This window comes from Sphingomonas oleivorans (assembly GCF_003050615.1).
GTDB classification, from domain to species: domain Bacteria; phylum Pseudomonadota; class Alphaproteobacteria; order Sphingomonadales; family Sphingomonadaceae; genus Sphingomonas_H; species Sphingomonas_H oleivorans.
Genome location: NZ_NWBU01000004.1, coordinates 645,113 through 664,543, shown reverse-complemented (window position 1 = coordinate 664,543; position 19,431 = coordinate 645,113). Strand labels below are relative to the sequence as shown.

17 protein-coding genes are annotated in these 19,431 nt (G+C 65.7%); 10 read left to right on the top strand and 7 right to left on the bottom strand.

All coding sequences use genetic code 11. The features are described 5' to 3' along the window. Positions 1 to 9 precede the first annotated feature (9 nt). A complete protein-coding gene (locus tag CLG96_RS03375) occupies positions 10 to 972 on the bottom strand; it encodes a DUF5996 family protein (RefSeq protein WP_107966811.1) in 963 nt (320 codons plus the stop codon). Between the two features lie 287 nt (positions 973 to 1,259). Here CLG96_RS03375 and CLG96_RS03370 point away from each other — a divergent pair, with 287 nt between their 5' ends. Together CLG96_RS03370 and CLG96_RS03365 are read left to right on the top strand one after the other, a co-directional pair. Then, complete coding sequence (locus CLG96_RS03370; RefSeq protein ID WP_107966413.1) at positions 1,260 to 1,568, top strand: ArsR/SmtB family transcription factor; 309 nt, start codon at positions 1,260 to 1,262, stop codon at positions 1,566 to 1,568. Positions 1,569 to 1,580: 12 nt separating this feature from the next. After that, positions 1,581 to 2,612: an aldo/keto reductase gene (locus CLG96_RS03365; RefSeq protein WP_107966412.1), complete on the top strand. Its 1,032-nt coding sequence runs from the start codon at positions 1,581 to 1,583 to the stop codon at positions 2,610 to 2,612. A 192-nt stretch (positions 2,613 to 2,804) separates the two neighbouring features. Here CLG96_RS03365 and CLG96_RS03360 read toward each other — a convergent pair whose 3' ends face one another. Both CLG96_RS03360 and CLG96_RS03355 read right to left on the bottom strand, forming a co-directional pair. After that, positions 2,805 to 3,842, bottom strand: coding sequence for an MBL fold metallo-hydrolase (locus CLG96_RS03360; RefSeq protein ID WP_107966411.1), 1,038 nt, complete (start codon positions 3,840 to 3,842; stop codon positions 2,805 to 2,807). A 20-nt stretch (positions 3,843 to 3,862) separates the two neighbouring features. Beyond that, on the bottom strand, positions 3,863 to 4,153 hold the full coding sequence (locus CLG96_RS03355; RefSeq protein WP_107966410.1) for a hypothetical protein: 291 nt from the start codon (positions 4,151 to 4,153) through the stop codon (positions 3,863 to 3,865). 262 nt (positions 4,154 to 4,415) lie between these two features. Between CLG96_RS03355 and CLG96_RS03350 the strand changes: the two genes are divergently transcribed. From CLG96_RS03350 to CLG96_RS03325, 6 genes are all read left to right on the top strand, one after another. Beyond that, complete coding sequence (locus tag CLG96_RS03350; protein ID WP_107966409.1) at positions 4,416 to 5,912, top strand: efflux transporter outer membrane subunit; 1,497 nt, start codon at positions 4,416 to 4,418, stop codon at positions 5,910 to 5,912. Then, on the top strand, positions 5,913 to 6,902 hold the full coding sequence (locus tag CLG96_RS03345; protein WP_107966408.1) for an HlyD family secretion protein: 990 nt from the start codon (positions 5,913 to 5,915) through the stop codon (positions 6,900 to 6,902). Beyond that, positions 6,899 to 7,834: an ABC transporter ATP-binding protein gene (locus CLG96_RS03340; RefSeq protein ID WP_107966407.1), complete on the top strand. Its 936-nt coding sequence runs from the start codon at positions 6,899 to 6,901 to the stop codon at positions 7,832 to 7,834. The genes CLG96_RS03345 and CLG96_RS03340 overlap by 4 nt, the downstream gene beginning before the upstream one ends. Further along, the gene (locus CLG96_RS03335; RefSeq protein WP_107966406.1) at positions 7,831 to 8,973 is read left to right on the top strand and encodes an ABC transporter permease; all 1,143 of its coding nucleotides are present in this window, start codon (positions 7,831 to 7,833) and stop codon (positions 8,971 to 8,973) included. Before CLG96_RS03340 ends, CLG96_RS03335 begins: the two co-directional genes overlap by 4 nt. Positions 8,974 to 9,085: 112 nt before the next feature. Continuing rightward, positions 9,086 to 10,012, top strand: coding sequence for a DUF808 domain-containing protein (locus CLG96_RS03330; RefSeq protein ID WP_107966405.1), 927 nt, complete (start codon positions 9,086 to 9,088; stop codon positions 10,010 to 10,012). Positions 10,013 to 10,120: 108 nt separating this feature from the next. Further along, complete coding sequence (locus CLG96_RS03325; RefSeq protein ID WP_107966404.1) at positions 10,121 to 10,606, top strand: VOC family protein; 486 nt, start codon at positions 10,121 to 10,123, stop codon at positions 10,604 to 10,606. 128 nt (positions 10,607 to 10,734) lie between these two features. Here CLG96_RS03325 and CLG96_RS03320 read toward each other — a convergent pair whose 3' ends face one another. Continuing rightward, a complete protein-coding gene (locus CLG96_RS03320) occupies positions 10,735 to 13,062 on the bottom strand; it encodes a TonB-dependent receptor (protein WP_107966403.1) in 2,328 nt (775 codons plus the stop codon). 114 nt (positions 13,063 to 13,176) lie between these two features. Here CLG96_RS03320 and CLG96_RS03315 point away from each other — a divergent pair, with 114 nt between their 5' ends. Together CLG96_RS03315 and CLG96_RS03310 are read left to right on the top strand one after the other, a co-directional pair. Beyond that, positions 13,177 to 14,733, top strand: a complete 1,557-nt coding sequence (locus CLG96_RS03315; protein WP_165799511.1) for an alkaline phosphatase D family protein — start codon at positions 13,177 to 13,179, stop codon at positions 14,731 to 14,733. Between the two features lie 127 nt (positions 14,734 to 14,860). Beyond that, entirely contained in the window at positions 14,861 to 16,987 is a 2,127-nt protein-coding gene (locus CLG96_RS03310; RefSeq protein ID WP_165799510.1) for a TonB-dependent siderophore receptor, read from the top strand. Positions 16,988 to 17,011: 24 nt separating this feature from the next. Here the strand turns inward: CLG96_RS03310 and CLG96_RS03305 are convergent, their stop codons facing one another. From CLG96_RS03305 to CLG96_RS03295, 3 genes are read right to left on the bottom strand one after another with little or no spacing between them, the layout of a single operon-like run. Further along, positions 17,012 to 17,818, bottom strand: coding sequence for a fructosamine kinase family protein (locus CLG96_RS03305; protein WP_107966400.1), 807 nt, complete (start codon positions 17,816 to 17,818; stop codon positions 17,012 to 17,014). Continuing rightward, on the bottom strand, positions 17,815 to 18,288 hold the full coding sequence (locus tag CLG96_RS03300) for a low molecular weight protein-tyrosine-phosphatase (protein ID WP_107966399.1): 474 nt from the start codon (positions 18,286 to 18,288) through the stop codon (positions 17,815 to 17,817). The genes CLG96_RS03305 and CLG96_RS03300 overlap by 4 nt, the downstream gene beginning before the upstream one ends. A 52-nt stretch (positions 18,289 to 18,340) precedes the next feature. After that, complete coding sequence (locus CLG96_RS03295; RefSeq protein ID WP_107966398.1) at positions 18,341 to 19,402, bottom strand: NAD(P)-dependent alcohol dehydrogenase; 1,062 nt, start codon at positions 19,400 to 19,402, stop codon at positions 18,341 to 18,343. Between the last annotated feature and the right edge of the window lie 29 nt (positions 19,403 to 19,431).

Here is a 19,431-nt window from a genome sequence, read left to right as displayed (position 1 = left end):
GCGCCATGACTACACGTCTGTCGATGCGACGGCGCGCGGCCGCCCGGCGATACCCAAAGGGCATTCCAGTTCCGCGCGGTCCCAGCCTCCGCAATCGGCCGCCGCAGCATAGGTCGTGGAAAGAAAGCCGAGCAGCAGCGCATCCGGCGAGGCGGCGGACCGGACGCTGTCATAAGGCAGAATATATTCGCCCAATCCCGCGTCGAAACGGGCACCGGCCGTGATCGGCCGCTCCCGGAACCCGGCGGGTTCGGGATAGGCATAGGAATAGAAGGCCGCTTGGGGGAAGGCGTCGTTGCCCGGCCAGAAGCCGGCGCTGCTGACCTCGTGCGAATAGGCTTCGCGCGTCACTGTGTCGGGCAGGCCGGGCAGGCCGCCGGGATGAAGCGGTGCCGGGCGCCCGGAAAAGCGCGTCACGGCGAGATCGAAGCCGCCCCAGAAGAAGTGAACCGGGCTCGCCTTGCCGAGGAAGCCGCTGCGGAAGATCTTGAAGATGCGATCGACCTGGATCAGCGTGCGCCAGAAGCGATGGACGGCCTCGGCATCATAAGCCGCGTGCAGACGATCCTCTGCGAAGGGAATCGGATCGGCGACTTCATTGGGCCTCGGACTGATCCTGACGTCGATGCCCAGCTCCGCCAGGAGGCTCATCAGCCGGTCATGGAAGTCGGCGACCGTCTGCGGTCGAAGCGCGAGCGTCCGTTCCTCGCCGCGGCTGGTGCGCAGGACAAGGCGATGGCCGATGAAATCGAACTCGATCTCCAGAATCTCTCCGCCCGTCGCTATGGGCGAGGTGCCGAGGCCGCGCGCGGTGACATAGAGCGGAACGTGCCAGCCATGGTTCAGCCAGGGGGTCAATGACAGCCGGATCTTGCCGACGATCTGGGTCCAGAGCTGCAGCGTCAGCGCGCTGTCGCGCCAATCCGCATAGGGCAGATCGGGCCATGGCTCGGAGGGGGCGGTCGTGGACATACTTTCGTCCCTCGCGCTGGTCGAGGCCATAATAACATGGCCGCTCACATGCGGCAGCTGCCCGGTCATCGATCAGGGAAGATTCTACCAACAGATGCTTCCCGACAGGGTGGTGAACGGCGTGAGGCTGGTCTCGCCCTTGTCCCGCCGCGCGAAGGCTTGGCTTCAGCGTCGTCGCAATGTCCGCATTCTCACTTCGGGCCGACCGGCGAGCGGTTCCGCTCCTCCCGCGCCGGCTTTATTTCAATAATCTTGAAAATCAGGAATAAGGGAATAGGAAGGGCCGCATGGCGCGGCCCTTCCATCACCCTGCGGTCGACGAAATCACGCTCGACGGCATTCTTTATGCCCTGTCCGATCCGACACGCCGGTCGATCGTCGGCAAGCTGCTGGCGGATGGCGAAATGAATTGCGGCCAGGCCTGCAAGGCGCTGCCGCCGTCGACCGTGTCGCATCACCATCGGATCCTGCGCGAAAACGGGCTGATCCGATCGGAAAGACGCGGGGTCGAAGTCATCAACAGCGCCCGCCGGGAGGAGGTCGAGCGCCGCTTTCCTGGTTTGCTGGACGCGATTCTCAATCAAACCGCGACATAAGGGGAATTCGATATGGAATTTCGGCACCTCGGACGGTCTGGCCTCAAGGTTCCCGTCCTCAGTTTCGGCACGGGCACCTTTGGTGGCACCAACGAATTTTTTCAGCGCTGGGGGCAGACCGATGTCGCCGAGGCTACGCGGCTCGTCGATCTCTGCCTCGATGCGGGCGTCAATTTCTTCGACACGGCGGATGTCTATTCGCAGGGCGCCTCCGAAGAGATTCTCGGCCAGGCGCTGAAGGGCAAGCGCCAGCAGGCGCTCATTTCGACCAAATCGACCTTCCGTACGGGCGGTGGGCCGAATGAGGTGGGCTCCTCGCGCTTTCATCTGGTGCGCGCCTGCGAGGCCAGTCTCAAGCGGCTCGGCACCGATCATATCGACGTCTATTTCATGCACGGCTTCGACGCGCTGACCCCAGTCGACGAAACGCTGCGCGCGCTCGACGATCTCGTGACCAGCGGCAAGATCGGCTATATCGGCGCATCCAACTTCTCGGGCTGGCAGCTGATGAAGTCGCTCGCCGCGTCCGAAAAGCACGGGCTTGCCCGCTATGTCGTCTATCAGGGCTATTATTCGCTGATCGGCCGCGATTATGAGTGGGAGCTCATGCCGCTCGGGCTCGATCAGGGCGTCGGGCTGATGGTCTGGAGCCCGCTCGGCTGGGGTCGGCTGACCGGCAAGATCCGCCGCGGCCAGCCGGTGCAGAACGGCCGCATCGCGGCGGGCGGCGCCGAGGGCGGGCCGATCGTCGACGACGAACATCTCTTTGCCGTGGTCGATGCGCTGGAAATTGTCGCGCAGGAGACGGGAAAGACCGTGCCGCAGGTCGCGCTCAACTGGCTGCTGAGCCGCCCGACCGTCACCAACATCGTGATCGGCGCACGCAACGAGGAGCAGCTCAAGCAAAATCTTGGCGCGGTCGGCTGGTCGCTTTCGTCTGAGCAGATTGCCTTGCTCGACAAGGCGAGCCAGCAAACGCCGATCTATCCCTATTGGCATCAAAAGGGCTTCGACGAACGCAATCCCAAGCCCACGAGCTGGTGAGGGGCGAGGGGATTTCAGCATGAGATTGGCAGGCCGGGTGAGATCCACATGGCCTGCCATTGCCATTCGAGCCACCAATTGCCGCCGCCGCGCGGGATCAGCGATAAAAGCAACCCCGCCCAGCCTAGATGGGTCGGCCAGACCGGCCGAGGAAGGGCGGTGAGCATGATGCAGGGGCCGGGAAGCGGCTTTCTATGATATTGGTTGTTCAAGGCCATGAGGCTGGGCGCCGTCCGGCATCACCGCTTCGCCGGCAAAAGCGGCCTGCACCTCGATCAGCATGGCCTGTTCGGCCTGCTCATAGCGCGGCGAGAAATGGAAGGGCTCGACCCGGCGCACGCCCGCGCGCCGGGCGATCTCGCCCGCGGCCGTCGTTGTCAGATGCGCGCGGCGCGCGGCCTGGTCACGGTCTGCCGCGGCGAAGCGCGATTCGATGAAGAAGATATCGGCTCCCTCCGCGAGCGCGGCGATCGCCGCGCGATTTGCGGCCGTATCGGCGACGTCGGTGACATAGGCGATCTTCTGTCCCGGCCCGATGCTCAGGAGATCGCGCAACTGTCCAACCGGTGCAGTGCTGCCGTCGGGAAGCCGGATCGGATGCGCATCGCCCAGGCCATCGCGCACCGCCTTCTTCAGAGGCTGGAGCCAGGCGCCGGTGGCGAGCCGCCGCTCGTCGAGACGGTTCTTCCAGACATTGATATGCACCGGCTCGGCAATTGCAAAGCCGAGGCAGGCGCCATGATGTTCGAGGATCGCGGCGGTCACGCGGAAGCCGGGCTCGGCAATGATCATGCCCCCGTCAATGGCATGTTCGCCCCGGTTTTCGCGGGCGAAAGCGGCCTTGAAGCGAAAGCGGGCGTGGCGCGCCATTTTCAGCGAGACAAGTTCGGTCACATCGAAGACGAGATCGGTTTCGTAGCGATCGACCAGATCCCAGCTATAGCCGGCAAGCCTGTGGCCCACCGCGTCGATAAAGCCCGCCGGACCGACCATTTCGATCCGCTTCTCGCGCCCGATGGCCACGCGGAGCAGTGCATCGAAGCCGATGAAATGATCGATATGCATATGCGAGATGCACACATGGGTGATCCGCAACAGGTCGCGCGCGCTGAGTGCGGATAGATCGCCCATGTCGAACAGCAGCGCCGAGCGCTGGTGCAATATCTCGACGAACAGCGCCGGATCGCCGAAACGCCCGTTCACCAGCCGCGGATGCATGAGCGGGCGCATGATGGCGCCCGGTGGGTCGCTTATCCGCTCTTCTCGTCGTCCGGTGTCGGCGCGGTGCCCGATCGTGTCGCCACATCGCCGCCGAGCACGCTCGGCTGTTCCCGATCGGCAGTGGATGACACCGCCTTGGCACCCGCCGGTATCGCCGCATCGCCGGTGAGATCGGGTTGATCGCGTCCGGGCTCGGCATTGTCGAGGCGCATGGGCGTTTCATGCCGCTCATGCCCGCGGCCGGGCGCGAGGCCCGGATAATTATGGCCATGCTTGCGCTGGTCGCCCGCGCCCCGGCGCCCGTCGTTCCTGCCCGCCATCGCAGCTCTCCCTCAAGATCTTGCCCGTTCAACGCATGAGCGCCGCTTCGGCTCATGCCGCAGGACTTGCGCCGCCGAACCGTGCCTGATCGGCGATCAGCGCATTTCGCCGGATGGCCGGGTTCATATCCGGGCCGTTGAGCAGAGGGGCAGCGTCATGCGCGGCCGTGCCGGCCCGACCCTGACCGATAGGCCGGTCATTTGATACTATTCCGGCCGGACCAGAATATGTGTCGAGAGTCGTCGGCGAAGGACCGTCGGGATGCCGCTGAACATGTCCGCCGCGGATCGGCTGCGTAGATCGAGGCCGGTGCTTGCGGTGTCTCTGGCGCTCTCCGCCTGTACGGCCGGCCCTGATTATCATGCGCCCGCGCCGATCGTGCCGGCCAGCTTCGGCAGCGGCGATGCGGGCGCGCCTCAGCAGGACATGTCCGGCTGGTGGCGGCGCTTGGGGGATCCGCTGTTGGACGGCCTCGTCGCGCGGGCCATGGCGGCCAATCTCGACGTGCGGCAGGCGGCCTCGCGCATTGCCGGGGCGCGCGCGCAGGAGCGGATCGCCGGTGCGGGCAGCCGGCCGCAACTCGGTGCGTCCGCACAGGGCAGCTACATCAGGCTCAGCAAGAATTCGAACATCGCCGAAATCGCCGGCGCCGGTACCGGAACGCCGGATTTCGGCTCGGCTGGCCTGCCAGGCAGCGACTTCGCGACCTATCAGGCGGGCTTCGATGCCTCTTGGGAGATCGATCTGTTCGGCGGCACGCGCCGGGCGGTCGAGGCGGCACGGGCGCGCAGCCAGGCCGCCGAATGGAGCTTGCGCGATGCGCAGGTGCTGCTCGCGGCCGAGGTCGGCAGCGCCTATCTGCGATATCGGGCCTTCGATCGGCGGATCGCCATTGCCGATGCGCAGCTTCGGGACGGGCGCATGCTGCTCGACTTCGTCAACACCCGCGTGCGCAACGGCCTCGCAACCAGTCTCGACGCGCGCCGGCAGGAACGCGAGATCGCCCGGGTGGCGGCCGATCGCGAAGGGCTTGTCGCGGAACGGGAGGCCGAACTTCATGCGCTTGGGGTCCTGCTCGGACAGGCTCCACTCGCGTTTGCGGATGAACTGAGGAGGCGTGCCCCGGCGCCGGTTGCGCCTTTGTCGGTGCCGCCCGGCCTGCCATCCGAGCTTCTGCTCCGTCGTCCCGATATCCGCGCCGCGGAACGCCATCTTGCCGCGGCCACTGCCGATATCGGCGTGGCGGCGGCCGCGCTTTTCCCGAAGATCACGCTCAGCGGCGCCGTGAACCTGGTTTCGACGTCGCTCGCCCATCTCCTCTCGATCGACAGTCTCCAGCCGAATGGAGCCGGGCGCATCGGCCTGCCGCTGCTCGATGGCGGTCGCCGTCGCGGCGCCGTGGCGCTACGCGAGGCCCAGGCCGGCGAGGCATGGCTTGGCTATCAGAAGACGGTGCTGGCCGCGCTGCGTGATGTCGAGGATGCGCTGTCCCGGCTGGAAGCGGATCGCCGGCGCGAGGTGCAACTCGCGGCGTCGGACGCCGCCGCGCGCGACGCGCTCGAAACGGCGCGGGTGCAATATCGCCATGGCCTCGTCCCCTTCATCGACATGCTCGATGCACAGAATGCGCTTGGGAGCGCGGAAGACATGCTCGCACAGGCCAGGGCCGCGACCGCGCAGGACATCGTCTCGCTCTACAAGGCGCTCGGCGGCGGCTGGAATGAGCGCATGTCTCCGGCCGGCGAAGGGGAGGATTGAGTGGCAGGCAAAGCCCCCGACCACCGGCGCCGCATCCTGCCGATCCCCGTCCTGATCGGTCTGCTGATGGCGATCGGGCTGCTCGTCTGGCTGCTGCTCCGATCGGGTAGGCGGGACGAACTGCCGCGCTATACCGGCTATGTCGTCAGCGACGCCATCTACATGTCCGCGCCTGTCGCGGGGACGGTGACGTCGCTGTCGGTGGTGCGCGGCCAGCGGGTGCCGGCCGGCGCGCCGCTGTTCCGCATCGATCCTACCTCGCTCGGCGCACGTGCCGATCAGGCGCGCGCCCGGATCGGCGAGAGTGAGGCGCAAGCGGGAGCGCAGCAAGCGGAGCTGCGGAAAGCCCGCGCCAATCTCGCCGCGGCCGAGACCGAGGCGCAGCGCGCCGCAGTGGATCTTGCCCGCTTCGTCGCGGCGCAGGCCGAGAAGCCGGGATCGGTCGCCGGGCAGCAGATCGACCAGGCGCGCGCCACGTCGCTCAGCGCCTTCCGCCAGCGCGACGCCGCCCGTGGCGAGGTCGCGGCGGCCGAGGCGCGCATCGCCTCGGCCCGGGCGCAGATCAGCGGCAGCCGCGCCGGCCTCGCCGATGCCGCGCAGCAGGTGGCGCAGCTCAGCCCCCATGCACCCGCGCCCGGCCGGATCGAGGATGTGATGTATCAGGCGGGCGAATGGGCCGCCGCCAATGCCGCGATCGTCAGCCTACTGCCCGACGAGAAGGTGAAGGTCCGCTTCTATGTGCCGCAGGGCATGGTGAACGGCTTTCGCCCCGGCACGAGGGTCGCGATCGCCTGCGACGGCTGCCCGGCGGGTATGACCGCAACGGTCGATTATGTCGCGACCCGGCCGGAATATACGCCACCGATCATTTACAGCCTGGAGACGCGCGACAAGCTCGTCTTCCTCGTCGAGGCGGTTCCTTCCGCGCCGCGCGTGCTGATCGTCGGCCAGCCGATGGACGTGACGCCGCTCGCCCGGAGCGCGGGATGAGCGCGGTCATCGATGTTCGTGGGCTGAACAAATATTATGGCGACAGGCATGTCGTGCGGGACGTGGCGATCCGTGTCGGGGAAGGCCGCGTTACCGGCTTTCTGGGCCCCAACGGCTCGGGCAAGACGACGACGTTGCGCCTGCTCTGCGGCCTGCTCACCCCCGATAGCGGCGAAGGCACGGTGCTGGGGCTCGACTTTCGCGCGCAGAGCGACGCGATCAAGCTCCGCACCGGCTATATGACGCAGCGATTCTCGCTCTACGAGGATATGACGATCGAGGAGAATCTGATCTTCTTCGCGCGCGTCCACGGGCTCGACAATCGTGGGGAACGGGTGGATGCGGCGCTCGATCGGCTTGGTCTTCGCGATCGGCGGACGCAGCTTGCGGGCGCGCTCTCCGGTGGATGGAAGCAGCGGCTCGCGCTCGCCGCCGCGACGCTTCACGAGCCCAAGCTGCTGTTGCTGGACGAGCCCACCGCCGGCGTCGATCCCAAGGCGCGGCGCGAATTTTGGGACGAGATCCATGCGATGGCGACGCAAGGGCTCACCGTCCTCGTTTCGACCCATTACATGGACGAGGCCGAGCGCTGCCACGACATCGGCTATATCCTCGACGGCCGGCTGATCGCGCGCGGGACGGCGGAAGAGATCATCGCCGGATCCGGCCTCGTCACCTTCAACGGCGAAGGGCCGGATATCGGCCGCCTGTCGCCTATATTGTCGGAAAAGGAAGGGGTGCTGAGCGCTTCCGCCTTCGGCACCGCCGTCCATGTCAGCGGCACCGATCGCGACGCGCTGGAAAAAGCGATCCAGCCCTATCAGCACGCACCCTTCCGATGGGAAGAGGTGGAGCCTTCGCTCGAGGATGTCTTCATCCAGCTCATGGGCGGCAAGGCCGCTGATCGGGCCGATGACGGGCATGCGCGATGAAGGGCTCGGCGCTGCGCATCTATGCCGTGCTGGCCAAGGAATTCACCCAGCTCCGGCGCGAAAGGATCACCTATGCGATGATTCTGCTGATGCCGATCATCCAGCTCCTCCTGTTCGGCTATGCCATCAACACCGATCCGCGCCACCTGCCGGCCGCCGTGCTGGCGCACGACCATAGCGGGATGGCGAACGCCGTCGTCGTGGCGATGGAGCGGACCGCTTATGTCGACATACGCTATCTGCCGAGATCCGAAGCGGAGCTGGACCGGCTGATCCGGCGCGGCGACGTGCTGCTGGCCGTCACCATCCCGCCCGATTTCACGCGGCGCCTGCTCAAGGGCGACGGGGCGCAGATCCTTGCCGAAATCGACGCCTCCGACCCGCTGTCGGCCGCCGGCGTGATCGGGGCGGTCTCCGCGCTGCCGGGCGAGGCGCTGAAGCGCGAGCTGGTCGGCCCGCTGGCCGAGCCCGGCGACCGGCAGGCAGCGCCCTTCGAGGTCGTCGTCCATCGGCTCTACAATCCGGAGAATCTCACCGCCTATAATATCGTGCCCGGCCTGCTCGGCGTCATCCTGTCGATGACGCTGGTGATGATGACCGCCATGGCCGTGACCCGCGAGACCGAGCGCGGCACGATGGAGAGCCTGCTGGCAACGCCCGCCACGCCCGTCGAGATCATGGTCGGCAAGCTCGCGCCCTATGTCCTCGTCGGCCTGATCCAGACGATCGTCGTGCTGATGATGGCGCGGATCCTGTTCGGCGTGCCGATGGCGCGGACGGCGGCGGGCTGGTTCGCGCTGGCGAGCGGCGTTTTCCTGTTCATCGTCGGCAATCTCTCGCTCGGCTATCTGATCTCGACCGTCGCCAGGAGCCAGCTTCAGGCGATGCAGATGTCGATATTCTACATGCTGCCGTCGATCTTCCTGTCGGGTTTCGCCTTTCCCTTTTATGGCCTGCCGCATTGGGCGCGTATGATCGGGGAGGCGATCCCGATCACCCATTTCCTGCGGATCGTGCGCGGCGCGCTGCTCAAGGGCCAGGTGATCGCGGACATGGGGCCGGACATTATCGCGCTGATGCTGTTCCTGCTCGTCATCGGCAGCATCGCCATCGCCCGTTCGCGCACCACGCTCGACTGAAGGGCATTCTGCCCCGCGGACACGATTCTACGGTGACATATTTGCCCGAAAATCGGATGAGCGGGTGGAGGGGCGGTTTGATGCGCCTCGCGGGCCGCGAATTGGGGGTGGAATGGCATCTGGACTAGTAGCTCTGCTCGACGATGTCGCGGGCATCACCAAGCTTGCGGCGGCTTCGCTCGACGACACTGCCAGCGCAGCCGGAAAGGCGGGGGCTAAAGCGGCGGGCGTCGTGATCGACGACACGGCCGTCACGCCACGCTATGCCGTGGGTTTCACGCCTGATCGCGAGCTGCCGATCATCGCCCGGATCGCGCTCGGCTCGCTCAGGAACAAGCTGCTGTTCCTGCTGCCGGCGGCAATCGCGCTCAGTGCTTTCGCGCCCTGGGCGGTGACGCCGCTATTGATGGCGGGGGGCGCCTATCTCTGCTTCGAGGCGGCCGAAAAGCTGGCGGAAGTGCTGCTTCATGATGACGATCATGCCGAGGATGCGCCCGTCGCCACCGATCCCGCGACGCTCGAAAAGGAGAAGATCAGCGGAGCGATCCGGACCGATTTCATCCTCTCGGCCGAAATCATGGCGATCGCGCTTGCCGATATCGCCGACAAGCCGCTCCCGATGCAGGCGGCCGTGCTGGCGGCGGTCGGCATCTTCATCACCATCGGCGTCTATGGCGTCGTCGCCCTGATCGTGAAGATGGACGATATCGGCCTCCATCTTGCGCAGAAGACGCTCTTGCCGGTTCGCCTGATCGGTCGCGGCCTCGTGCGCGCCATGCCGGTGCTACTGGAGGGGCTGTCCGCGATCGGCACGGCGGCGATGATATGGGTAGGCGGCGGCATCATCGTTCATGGTCTGGAGCATTTCGGGCTGACCATGATCCCGCACGCCATCCATCATCTGGCTGAACTGGCTGGCCATGCGGTGCCCTTCGCTCAGGGTGCGGTCGAGTGGCTGGTGACGGCGGTCGGCTCGGGCATTGTCGGCCTGCTGATCGGTGCCCTGATCGTTTTGCTGCTCCACAAGGTGAAACATTGATGCGGCCGGGCGAGGCAGCGCTCCGCTAGGCCTCGCCGGCAAGGGCGCAACCGGCTTGCAAGCCCCGGCGTTCTTGGCTGCCATGGGCACCAAGCCGGGAGAGAAACCATGTCCAAGATAGCGCCATGCCTGTGGTTCGATGGCGAGGCCGAGGAAGCGGCCAATTTCTATGTGTCGCTGCTGCCCGACTCGCGGATCGATCGGGTGCAGAAGAATGTGATAGACAGCCCCGCCGGAAAGACGGGCACCGTGCTGGTCGTCGACTTCACGCTCGCCGGACAGCGTTTCATGGCGCTCAATGGCGGCATGCGGTTCGAATATACCCATGCCATTTCCTTCGAGGTGGACTGCGCGGACCAGGCGGAGGTGGACAGGCTGTGGGATGCGCTGTCCGACGGCGGCTCGGTCGAGCAATGCGGTTGGCTCAAGGATCGCTACGGCATCTCGTGGCAGATCGTCCCCACCGTTCTCGGCGAGATGTTGAGCGACCCCGATCCGGCCCGGGCCCAGCGGGCGATGCAGGCCATGCTGCAGATGATCAAGCTCGATATTGCGGGTCTCAAAAGCGCCTATGACGGCGTGTCGGCCGCATAGCCAGGCGTCATCGGGTCATCGCTCCCGACGAAGCTCTGCGCGGTCGAAGGCCTGAGGGGCGCCGTCCCGCAACCTGGAACCGGCGCTGGAGATGCTGGCGGCACTTTCGTGCCGCCAGCATCCTTCGATCAGAAACGCTTGCGGATCGTTCCGAAGACTTGTCGGGGCGAGCCGGCCTGGAGCGTATTGTTCAACGAGGCCGCGGTGTTGAAGAACTGGCCCGAGCCGAGCGCCGCGATGTAATTTTTGTTGAACAGGTTGACGGCGTTGATCTGCACCTCGAACCCGGACAGGGCACCGCCTTCGGGGAAGCGATAGCCGAGCGCGGCGTCGAATATGGTGTAGCCCTTGACGGTCACGTCCCCGGTATAGGTGACGTTGCGCCGGGACGTGTAGGCGCCGGCGAAATTGCCGAAGAGGCTGCCATCGTCATAGTTGATCTCGCCTTTGGCGAGATGCGCGGGCGTGTCGACCGTGCGGACGCCGGCGGTGGGAATGATGTTCTTCCCGTCCCGCGTGTCGTCGTCATAGCTGCTGTCATTGTAGGAATAGGAGCCGATGAGCGACAGGGCGGGCGTCAGCCGGTAGGTCGCGCCCAGCTCGACGCCCCGGCTGGTGACGCTGCCGACATTTTGCAGCACGCTGGGATTGCCGAGGATGTTGGCGCCGCTGAACGCCGCCAGCAGCCGGTTGCGGAATTTCACGTCATAAAGCGCGAGGACGCCGCGGACATCGCCCAGATCGAAGCGCCAGCCGGCTTCGACGGTGCGCGACGTCTCGGGCTTCAGCACGCCGCGGATCGCCTCGAACCCCGCCTGGGTCGTGCCGAACGGCCCGCGGAACGAGCTGATATAGGCGCGCATATTTTCGGCATAGTTGGCGAAGAATTCCTGGCCCGCGATCCGATAGGTCGCGCCGATCTGCGGCTGGAACCAGTCCTTCGCCGCGATCGAGCCGTTAATGAACGGCGTGCCGAAGGTGGTGACGATGCTGTTCTTCACCCGCACGCCCTTGAACCCGCCGGCGAGCGTCAGCGCATCCGTCAGGCGCCAGCTGTCGCTGACAAAGACATGATGGGTGAGCGTCTCGAGATCGGTCAGGAAGTCGCTGCGGAAGGGCGTCTTGAGGAAGTCGGTGACGTCCGGCCGGTTGGTCTCGCTCACCGCATAATAGTTGCGGTCGGTCGCGCTATCATTGCGCTCGTACCAATAGCCGAACTGGAGCATGTGGTCGCCCAGCCGCGCGGTCGCATTGACGATGCCGCCATTGCGGTCGATCGCATATTCGGTGGTGCGCACCGACAGGGGGAAGCCGCCGGGGCTGAACACGGCAGGCGTGTAGATGCCGCCCGTGCCCTTATCGTCATGATGATAGAAGGTGCCCGAAACGTCGAGCCAGGGCGCGACCGGCACGGCGAGCGTCGCGGCGCCGATCAGATCCTCGCGACGGCCGCCGCTGTCATAATAAGTGTCGTTGACATTGGTGTAGGGCGCCGGAAAGACCGTGCCGGCGGACGGGAAGGGAAGCGGCTTCTTCGCCGCCGCCGCCGTCTTGTTGGCGCTGACCTGCGACAGGAGCACGGCGGTCGCGAAATCGGGACTCAGGAAATCGAGGTCATAGCCGATGCGCGACAGCGTGACCGGCGACAGGTCCGCATAATTGCGTTCCTTGTGATCGGAATAGTTGAGCCATCCGGTCAGCGTCGCATCGCCCAGCCGCTGGACGATCTTGCCGTTGATCTTGCGATCCTGCTGCTTGCCATAGCCCTTCCACTTGTCGGCATCGTGAAACACGCCGGAAAGGGAGAGGAGCGTTCCGCTCGGCAGCTCGCCGCTGTCGAGCCGCGCGAAGACATGGATCGTGTCATACATGCCATAGGCCGCGGCGAGCTCGCCGCCGAACCGTTCGGACGGACCGCGCGAGACGAATTCGAGATTGCCGCCGAGATTGCTGGTGGAGGCGATGCCGAGCGCGCCCGCGCCCTGCGACACATCGACGCGCGCGATATTCTCGGCCGCGATCGCGCGGCTGACATGCAGGCCGTTATGATTATTGTAGAACATGTCGCCGAGCGGCACGCCGTCGAGCGTATAGCCCATCTGGCTCTGGTTGAAGCCGCGCACCGACAGGCGCGTGCCGAGCTCATAGGTGCCGAACGGGTCCGAGCTCTGGAGCGCCACGCCGGGCAGGCGGGCGATCGCCTTCAAGGGAGAGCTGCCGGGCGCGAGAATCTCGATCGCCTTGGCGGAAACCGTCTGCTCCTGCCGCGTCTTGCCCGAGCCATAGACGACGATTTCCTGGCCCTGGTCCGCTGTTTCCTCTTCCGACGAGGCGGTAACCGCGACATTCGCCCGGCTATCGGCATTTTCCGCCGCGGCGGGCTGAGCGCAGGCCTGGCCGGCGCCGAAAATGGCGAGCCAGGCTGCGGAGACAAGCAGCTGCTTCCTTGATTTCACGATTTCCCCCGATGTCAGATTTCTTGACGGGGGTCGCGCTAGCCACCGGCCATGGCAAAAGGATTACAGGGTGGCGACAAAGATAAGACAGCGGCCAATCGTCACAGGCGCGTCATGGCCGGCCGCTACCGGACGCCGATGTCGACCGAATATTTCGACCAGCTCTGGCATCGTCGCGCCATTCTGTCCGCAATGGCGGCGCTGGCGGTCGCTCCAGCCATCCCCGTCGATGCCGGCGCGAGAATAATGACGGACCCATTCGCTTTGGGTGTCGCCAGCGGCGATCCTTCGCAGGACGGCTTTGTGATCTGGACCCGGCTTGTCGGCCCCGGCCAAGAACCGCTCGATGCGGCGGCTGTCGCGCTGCGCTACGAGGTTGCCGGCGATGCGTCTTTCCGGCGGATATTTCGCGCGGGGAGCGCAGTGGCGCATCCGGAGCGCGCGCATGCCGTCCATGTGGAGATAGAGGGTCTGCCGCCCGGACGGCGATATTGGTATCGCTTCCACGCGCTCGGCGCGACCAGCCCGGCAGGCCGCGCCGCGACCGTCCCGCGCACGGCCGATCGGCTGCGCCTCGCGGTCACGTCCTGCCAGCATTGGGAACAGGCGCAATTCGGGGTCTATCGCGATATCGTGGCGGCCGATCCCGATCTGATCGTCCAGCTCGGCGATTATATTTACGAGCAATCCTATCCCGATCAGCCGAAAGTCCGCTTGTTCGGCGCCGCCGAGCCCAAGGATCTGGACGGTTATCGCCGGCGCCATGCGCTCTACAAGAGTGACCCCGAGCTTCAGGCCGCGCATCGCGCCGCGCCCTGGATCGTCACATGGGACGATCATGAGGTGCTCAACGACTATGCCAATCTCGCCAATCGCGAGGGGCTGCCGCCCGAACTGTTCGGCCGGAGGCGCGCGGCTGCCTATCGCGCCTATTTCGAACATATGCCGATCCGGCCCAGCCTCTGGTCGAACGGCAATGCGCCGCACCTCTATCGCGCGCTCGACTGGGCGGATCTTGTTTCGATGTCGGTTCTCGATACGCGGCAATATCGCACCGCACCGCCTTGCGCGGCGCCGAACATGGCACGCAATGTCAGGCTGCATGGCTGCGCGGAGGTCGATCGGCCGGATCGGTCCATGCTGGGCGGTGCGCAGGAGCAATGGCTGACGGCGCGCCTCGCCGGCGAATATCGGCCGTGGACGCTGATCGCGCAGCAGATCTTCTTTGCGCCTCTCTATCTGGACGGCGCGCGCAGCGAGACGTTCAGCGACCAGTGGGATGCCTATGCGGCCGCTCGTGCGCGGCTGCTCGACCGGCTCGCGGGACCGTCGATCCAGAATCCGTTCGTGCTGAGCGGCGATGTGCACAGCTTCTGGGTCAATGAGCTGCGCCGTGCTGATCGAGAGGCGGCGATCGGTGCGGAGATCGTCACCTCGGCGCTGGGCGCGGCATCGCCGCCCGCCGGGCGCTTCGGTGATGTCCATGCCAATAATCCCCATGTGCGGCATAGCGACGTGGATCATGCGGGCTATGTGCTCATCGATCTCGATCGCAGGCAGATGCAGGCGGATATGAGGGCGATCGCGGATCGCGCCTCGGTCGACAGCCCCGTGCGATCCGCTCGGTGCTTCGTAAGCGAGCGAGGATCCCGGCGGATCTCGCTCGCCTGAGCGCGGGCGATTTCATGTTGAGGGCGCGAAGCCATGGCAGGCAGCCCGATCAAGCCCCAGGCCGAATTTGAACATTGCGAATGCGAATAAGTCGCATTATCTGATGTCCCATTCCTTAGGGGGCTGTATGAAATATAAGGATTTGGCGGTGTCGTTCGCCGCGCTTGCGATCCCGATGGCGGCGCAGGCGCAGCAGCAGGGTGGCGATGTCGCGCTCGAAGAGATCATCGTCACCGCCGACCGGCCGGAGAGCTTCGGCGCGGATCTCGTCCAGGTCGGCACCTTCCGCAACGCCCGCATCATCGACGTGCCGCTCACCGTCAATGTCGTGCCGCAGGAGCTTATCCGTTCGCAGGCGGTGGCGGGGATCTATGATGCGCTGCGCAACACGGCCGGCGTCAGCCGCTCGCAGCTCAATGGCTCGACCTACGACAATATCGCTGTGCGCGGCATCCTCGTCGAAAACCGCACAAGCTATCGCCTCAACGGCTCGCTGCCGACGATCAACCTCGTCGACCTGCCGCTCGAGAATAAGGAGCGGGTCGAGGTGCTGAAGGGCGTCGGCGCGCTTTATTATGGTTTTGCGCCGCCATCGGGCATCATCAATCTTGTCACCAAGCGCGCGACGCGGGACGTGACGCAATTCACGTCCAGCCTGACCGATCATGGCGCAGTCGCCGCCACGGCCGATATCAGCCGGCGGATCACGGACAATTTCGGGCTGCGCTTCAATGGCGCGGCGGGCATCGTCCAAACCGGCGTCGACCGGGTGGATGGCGACCGCTATGTCGCAGCACTCGCCGCCGACTGGGATGTGAGCGAGGCGGTGTCGGTCAAGCTCGATCTGGAGCATGTCGCCAAGGATGTAACCGAGACCGCCGCGATCCAGTTGCCTGCCGCCGGCTCCCCGCTCGTGCCGCCGGCGATGTCGGGGGCGATCAACCTTCCGCCGCTTCCCGATCCCCGGCTGAACCTAGGTGGCCATGATCTGCGTTACGATGCCTGGGCGACGAATGTGCTGGGCCGGGTCGATGTCCGCCTGTCGCCGCAATTCGCGCTGACCGTGGAGGGCGGACAGGCGATCACCGAGCGCGACCGCGACTTCAGCCAGTTCGAAAGCCTCGATCTGCGCCCCGGCTCGCCGGGCTTCGGCAATGGCACGCTGCGTATCTTTCGCACCCGCGATCAGCGCTATCGCAATCGCAACGCCCGCACCGAGCTGGTCGGCGCGTTCGCAACGGGCCCTGTGGCGCATAATCTGATCGTCGGCGCGACGAGCAACTGGCGCTTCCAGAATGGCCGCAACGCGACCCAGGTGACGGCCGTCCAAAATTATTTCACGCCCCGCGACGTGCAGGTGGCGGAGCCGGGCGCCTTCACGCTCGCCCCGCTCAATGTCCGCGATCGCGGCGTCTATGTCGTCGATCGCGCGAAGCTGGGGCCGATCGAACTGCTGGGCGGGCTGCGCTACAGCGAATATCGCAGCCGCTCGACCGCGGCGAACGGCTCCGTCACCCGCTTTTCGCTGAAGCGCTGGACGCCGTCCGTGGGCGCGATCGTCAAGCCGTCGGAGCGGACCAGCCTTTACGCCACCTATTTGGAGGGGTTGGAGGAAGGCGGCACTGCGCCGATCAACAATGCCAATGGCGGGGAAGTGCTGCCGCCCGCAGTATCGAAACAATATGAGCTTGGGGTGAAGGGCGAGGCGCTTGCCGGGGTCATCTTCCAGCTTGCCGGCTTCGAGATCAGCCGGCCGTTCGCCTTCACTGATCCGGTGGACAATATGTTCAAGCTTGCCGGCCGCTCGCGCTATCGCGGCATCGAGGCCTCTGTCACCGGCGAGATCCTGCGGACGCTGTCGGTCTATGCCTCCGGCCAATATCTCGATGCCGAGGTCAGGCGGGCGGCACCGGCGACGCTGATCGGGCGCGAGCCCGAGAATACGCCCAAATGGACCGGCAGCCTCTATGCCGAATATCGCCCGACCGTGCTTGAGGGTTTCGCGATAGGCGGTGGCGCTTTTTATGTCGGCCGGCGTGCGGTCAATGCGCTCAATCAGGCTTTCGTCGATGGCTATACCACCTTCTCCGCATCCGCGCGCTACACGATCCGCGGAATAGGTGCGGAGGGGCTGACGCTGCAGCTCAATGCCGACAATCTGACGGACAAACGCTATTGGAGCACGGCGGGCAATAATCTGCTGGGCGTCGGCCTGCCCCGCCAGATCAAGCTCACGACGCGGATCGGCCTATAAGGACGCGCCGCTGTCGGCGGTCGGTCAATGGCCGGCGGCCGACAGCAGTTCCGCCACCATCGGCCGGTAGCTCGTACCGAACAGCCGCAGATGCACCAGCGCCGGCCATAGCCGGTAGATCGGCGAGCGCTCTTCATGGCCCGGATCGAGCGGGCCATAGGCCTCGTAAAAAGCCGGGCTGGGGCGATCGAACAGCCGCAGCATGGCAAGGTCGACCTCGACATGGCCATGATAGCAGGCGGGATCGATCAGCCCGCTGACTTGGTCATCTGCGACCAGCACATTGCCGCCCCACAAGTCCCCATGGAGTAAGGCCGGCCTCGGTCTGCGCGGCAGCCGATCGGGCAGCGCGACGGCAAGCGCCTCGACGCGGCGCGCCAGATCGGTGGGAAGATGGGCCAGATGCACCAGCAGCCGGCGCTCCGCCCAGAAACGCGGCCAGTCTTCGGTCCAGCCATTGGATATGCCAAGCGGGCCGAAGGCATAATCTTCCGCCCAGCCATAGCGATCGCCCGTCGCCGCATGGAGCGTGGCGAGCGTCAGGCCCAGGCTCGCCCAGCCATGGTTGAGCGCGCCCTGCGTGGGCAGCAGCTCGATAACCAGCGCCTCCTCGCTCGCCGCGAGCACGGTCGGGGCGGGCGCGCCGCTCGCGGCGATGGCGCGCAGCATCTCCGCCTCCGTCCGCGGCGACGGTCCATTCTTGACGATCGCCTCGCGCCCATCGGCGAGCGTTATGCGAACGACCTGCGAAAGATCGCCGCCATGCAGCGGATCGGCCCGGTGGAGCGTGCCGCCGAGCAGCCTTGCGCCCGCCTCGGCGAGTGTCCTCACGCCCGCCTTCCAATCCGCCGCGCGAGCGCCTCCGCCCCGCTCGTCACATCGGCCCAGGTCAGGTCGAAACCGGCATCCTCGCCATAATAGGGATCGGCGACCGCCTCGCCCTTCCGCCCCTCGACATGATCGAGCAGCAGGCTGAGCTCCGCAACGCCATCTATCGGTCGCATCGCTTCGAGCGTGGCAAGATTCTGGCTGTCGAGCGCCACGATATGGCTGAAGCGGTGGAAATCCTGCCGCGTCACCTGTCGTGCGCGATAGCTGCTGATGTCGATGCCGTTGCGCTTGGCCACGGCCTGGGCCCGCCGGTCGGGCGGCTCGCCGACATGCCAATGGCCCGTGCCGGCGGAATCGATCTCGACATCGAGCCCGATGCGAGCCGCCTCGCGCCGGAATGCCGCCTCGGCGAGCGGCGAGCGGCAGATATTGCCGAGACATACGAACAATATGGCGGTCTTTCCGGACATTGGTTGCTCCTATGCGGTGGAGCCCGCATGGGCCGCGGGCTCCACCGGATCGTCAGGCGGGCTGCTTCAGCGATGCCATATCGATCACGAAGCGATATTTGACGTCGCTTTTCAGCATCCGCTCATAGGCCGTCTCGATCTCCTGCATCGGGATCGTCTCAATGTCCGCCAGAATGCCATGTTCGGCGCAGAAATCGAGCATCTCCTGCGTCTCCTCTATGCCGCCGATCAGCGAGCCGGCGAGGTGACGACGCTTGAAGATGAGATTGGCGACGGTGGGCGAGGGATGCGGCTCGGCCGGGGCACCGACCAGCGTCATCGTGCCGTCGCGCTTCAGCAGGGTCAGGAAGGCATCGAGGTCGTGCGGGGCGGCGACCGTGTTCAGGATGAAATCGAAGCTGTTGGCATGGGCCGCCATCTCCTCCTCGTCGCGCGAGACGACGACCTCGTCCGCGCCAAGCTTCAGCGCATCCTCGCGCTTGGCGGGCGAGGTGGTGAAGGCGACGACATGGGCGCCGAGCGCATGGGCGAGCTTGATGCCCATATGGCCGAGGCCACCTATGCCGACGACGCCGACCTTCTGGCCCTTGCCGACTTTCCAGTGCTTGAGCGGCGACCAGGTGGTGATGCCCGCACAGAGCAGGGGGGCGACGGCGGCGAGATCGGCCTCCGCATGGCCGATCTTCAGCACGAATTCCTCGCGTACGACGATCACGTCCGAATAGCCGCCATAAGTGTTGCCGCCGGTTTCGCGATCGGGCCCATTATAGGTGCCGGTGAAGCCGTTTTCGCAATATTGCTCCAGCCCGTCGGCGCAGGCATCGCAATGCTGACAGCTATCGACCATGCAGCCGACGCCGACAATGTCGCCCTGCTTGAATTTGGTGACCGCCTCGCCCGTTTCCGTCACCCGGCCGACAATCTCATGGCCCGGCACGCAAGGATAGAGCGTCCCCGGCCATTCGCCGCGCGCGGTGTGCAGATCGGAATGGCAGACGCCGCAATAGAGAATGTCGATCCTGACGTCGTTGGGCCGCAGCGCGCGGCGCTCGAAGGTGAAGGGCGCAAGCGGCGTGTCGCTGCTTTGGGCGGCATAGCCCTGTGCTGTGATCATCGGCTCTCTTTCGGCTGACAGGATGGAAT

Coding starts and splice junctions, on each gene's coding strand:
- CLG96_RS03375 (WP_107966811.1), bottom strand. CDS start 972: ATGTCCACGACCGCCCCCTCCGAGCCATGGCCCGATCTGCCCTATGCG.
- CLG96_RS03370 (WP_107966413.1), top strand. CDS start 1,260: ATGGCGCGGCCCTTCCATCACCCTGCGGTCGACGAAATCACGCTCGAC.
- CLG96_RS03365 (WP_107966412.1), top strand. CDS start 1,581: ATGGAATTTCGGCACCTCGGACGGTCTGGCCTCAAGGTTCCCGTCCTC.
- CLG96_RS03360 (WP_107966411.1), bottom strand. CDS start 3,842: ATGCGCCCGCTCATGCATCCGCGGCTGGTGAACGGGCGTTTCGGCGAT.
- CLG96_RS03355 (WP_107966410.1), bottom strand. CDS start 4,153: ATGGCGGGCAGGAACGACGGGCGCCGGGGCGCGGGCGACCAGCGCAAG.
- CLG96_RS03350 (WP_107966409.1), top strand. CDS start 4,416: ATGCCGCTGAACATGTCCGCCGCGGATCGGCTGCGTAGATCGAGGCCG.
- CLG96_RS03340 (WP_107966407.1), top strand. CDS start 6,899: ATGAGCGCGGTCATCGATGTTCGTGGGCTGAACAAATATTATGGCGAC.
- CLG96_RS03335 (WP_107966406.1), top strand. CDS start 7,831: ATGAAGGGCTCGGCGCTGCGCATCTATGCCGTGCTGGCCAAGGAATTC.
- CLG96_RS03330 (WP_107966405.1), top strand. CDS start 9,086: ATGGCATCTGGACTAGTAGCTCTGCTCGACGATGTCGCGGGCATCACC.
- CLG96_RS03325 (WP_107966404.1), top strand. CDS start 10,121: ATGTCCAAGATAGCGCCATGCCTGTGGTTCGATGGCGAGGCCGAGGAA.
- CLG96_RS03315 (WP_165799511.1), top strand. CDS start 13,177: ATGGCCGGCCGCTACCGGACGCCGATGTCGACCGAATATTTCGACCAG.
- CLG96_RS03310 (WP_165799510.1), top strand. CDS start 14,861: ATGAAATATAAGGATTTGGCGGTGTCGTTCGCCGCGCTTGCGATCCCG.
- CLG96_RS03300 (WP_107966399.1), bottom strand. CDS start 18,288: ATGTCCGGAAAGACCGCCATATTGTTCGTATGTCTCGGCAATATCTGC.
- CLG96_RS03295 (WP_107966398.1), bottom strand. CDS start 19,402: ATGATCACAGCACAGGGCTATGCCGCCCAAAGCAGCGACACGCCGCTT.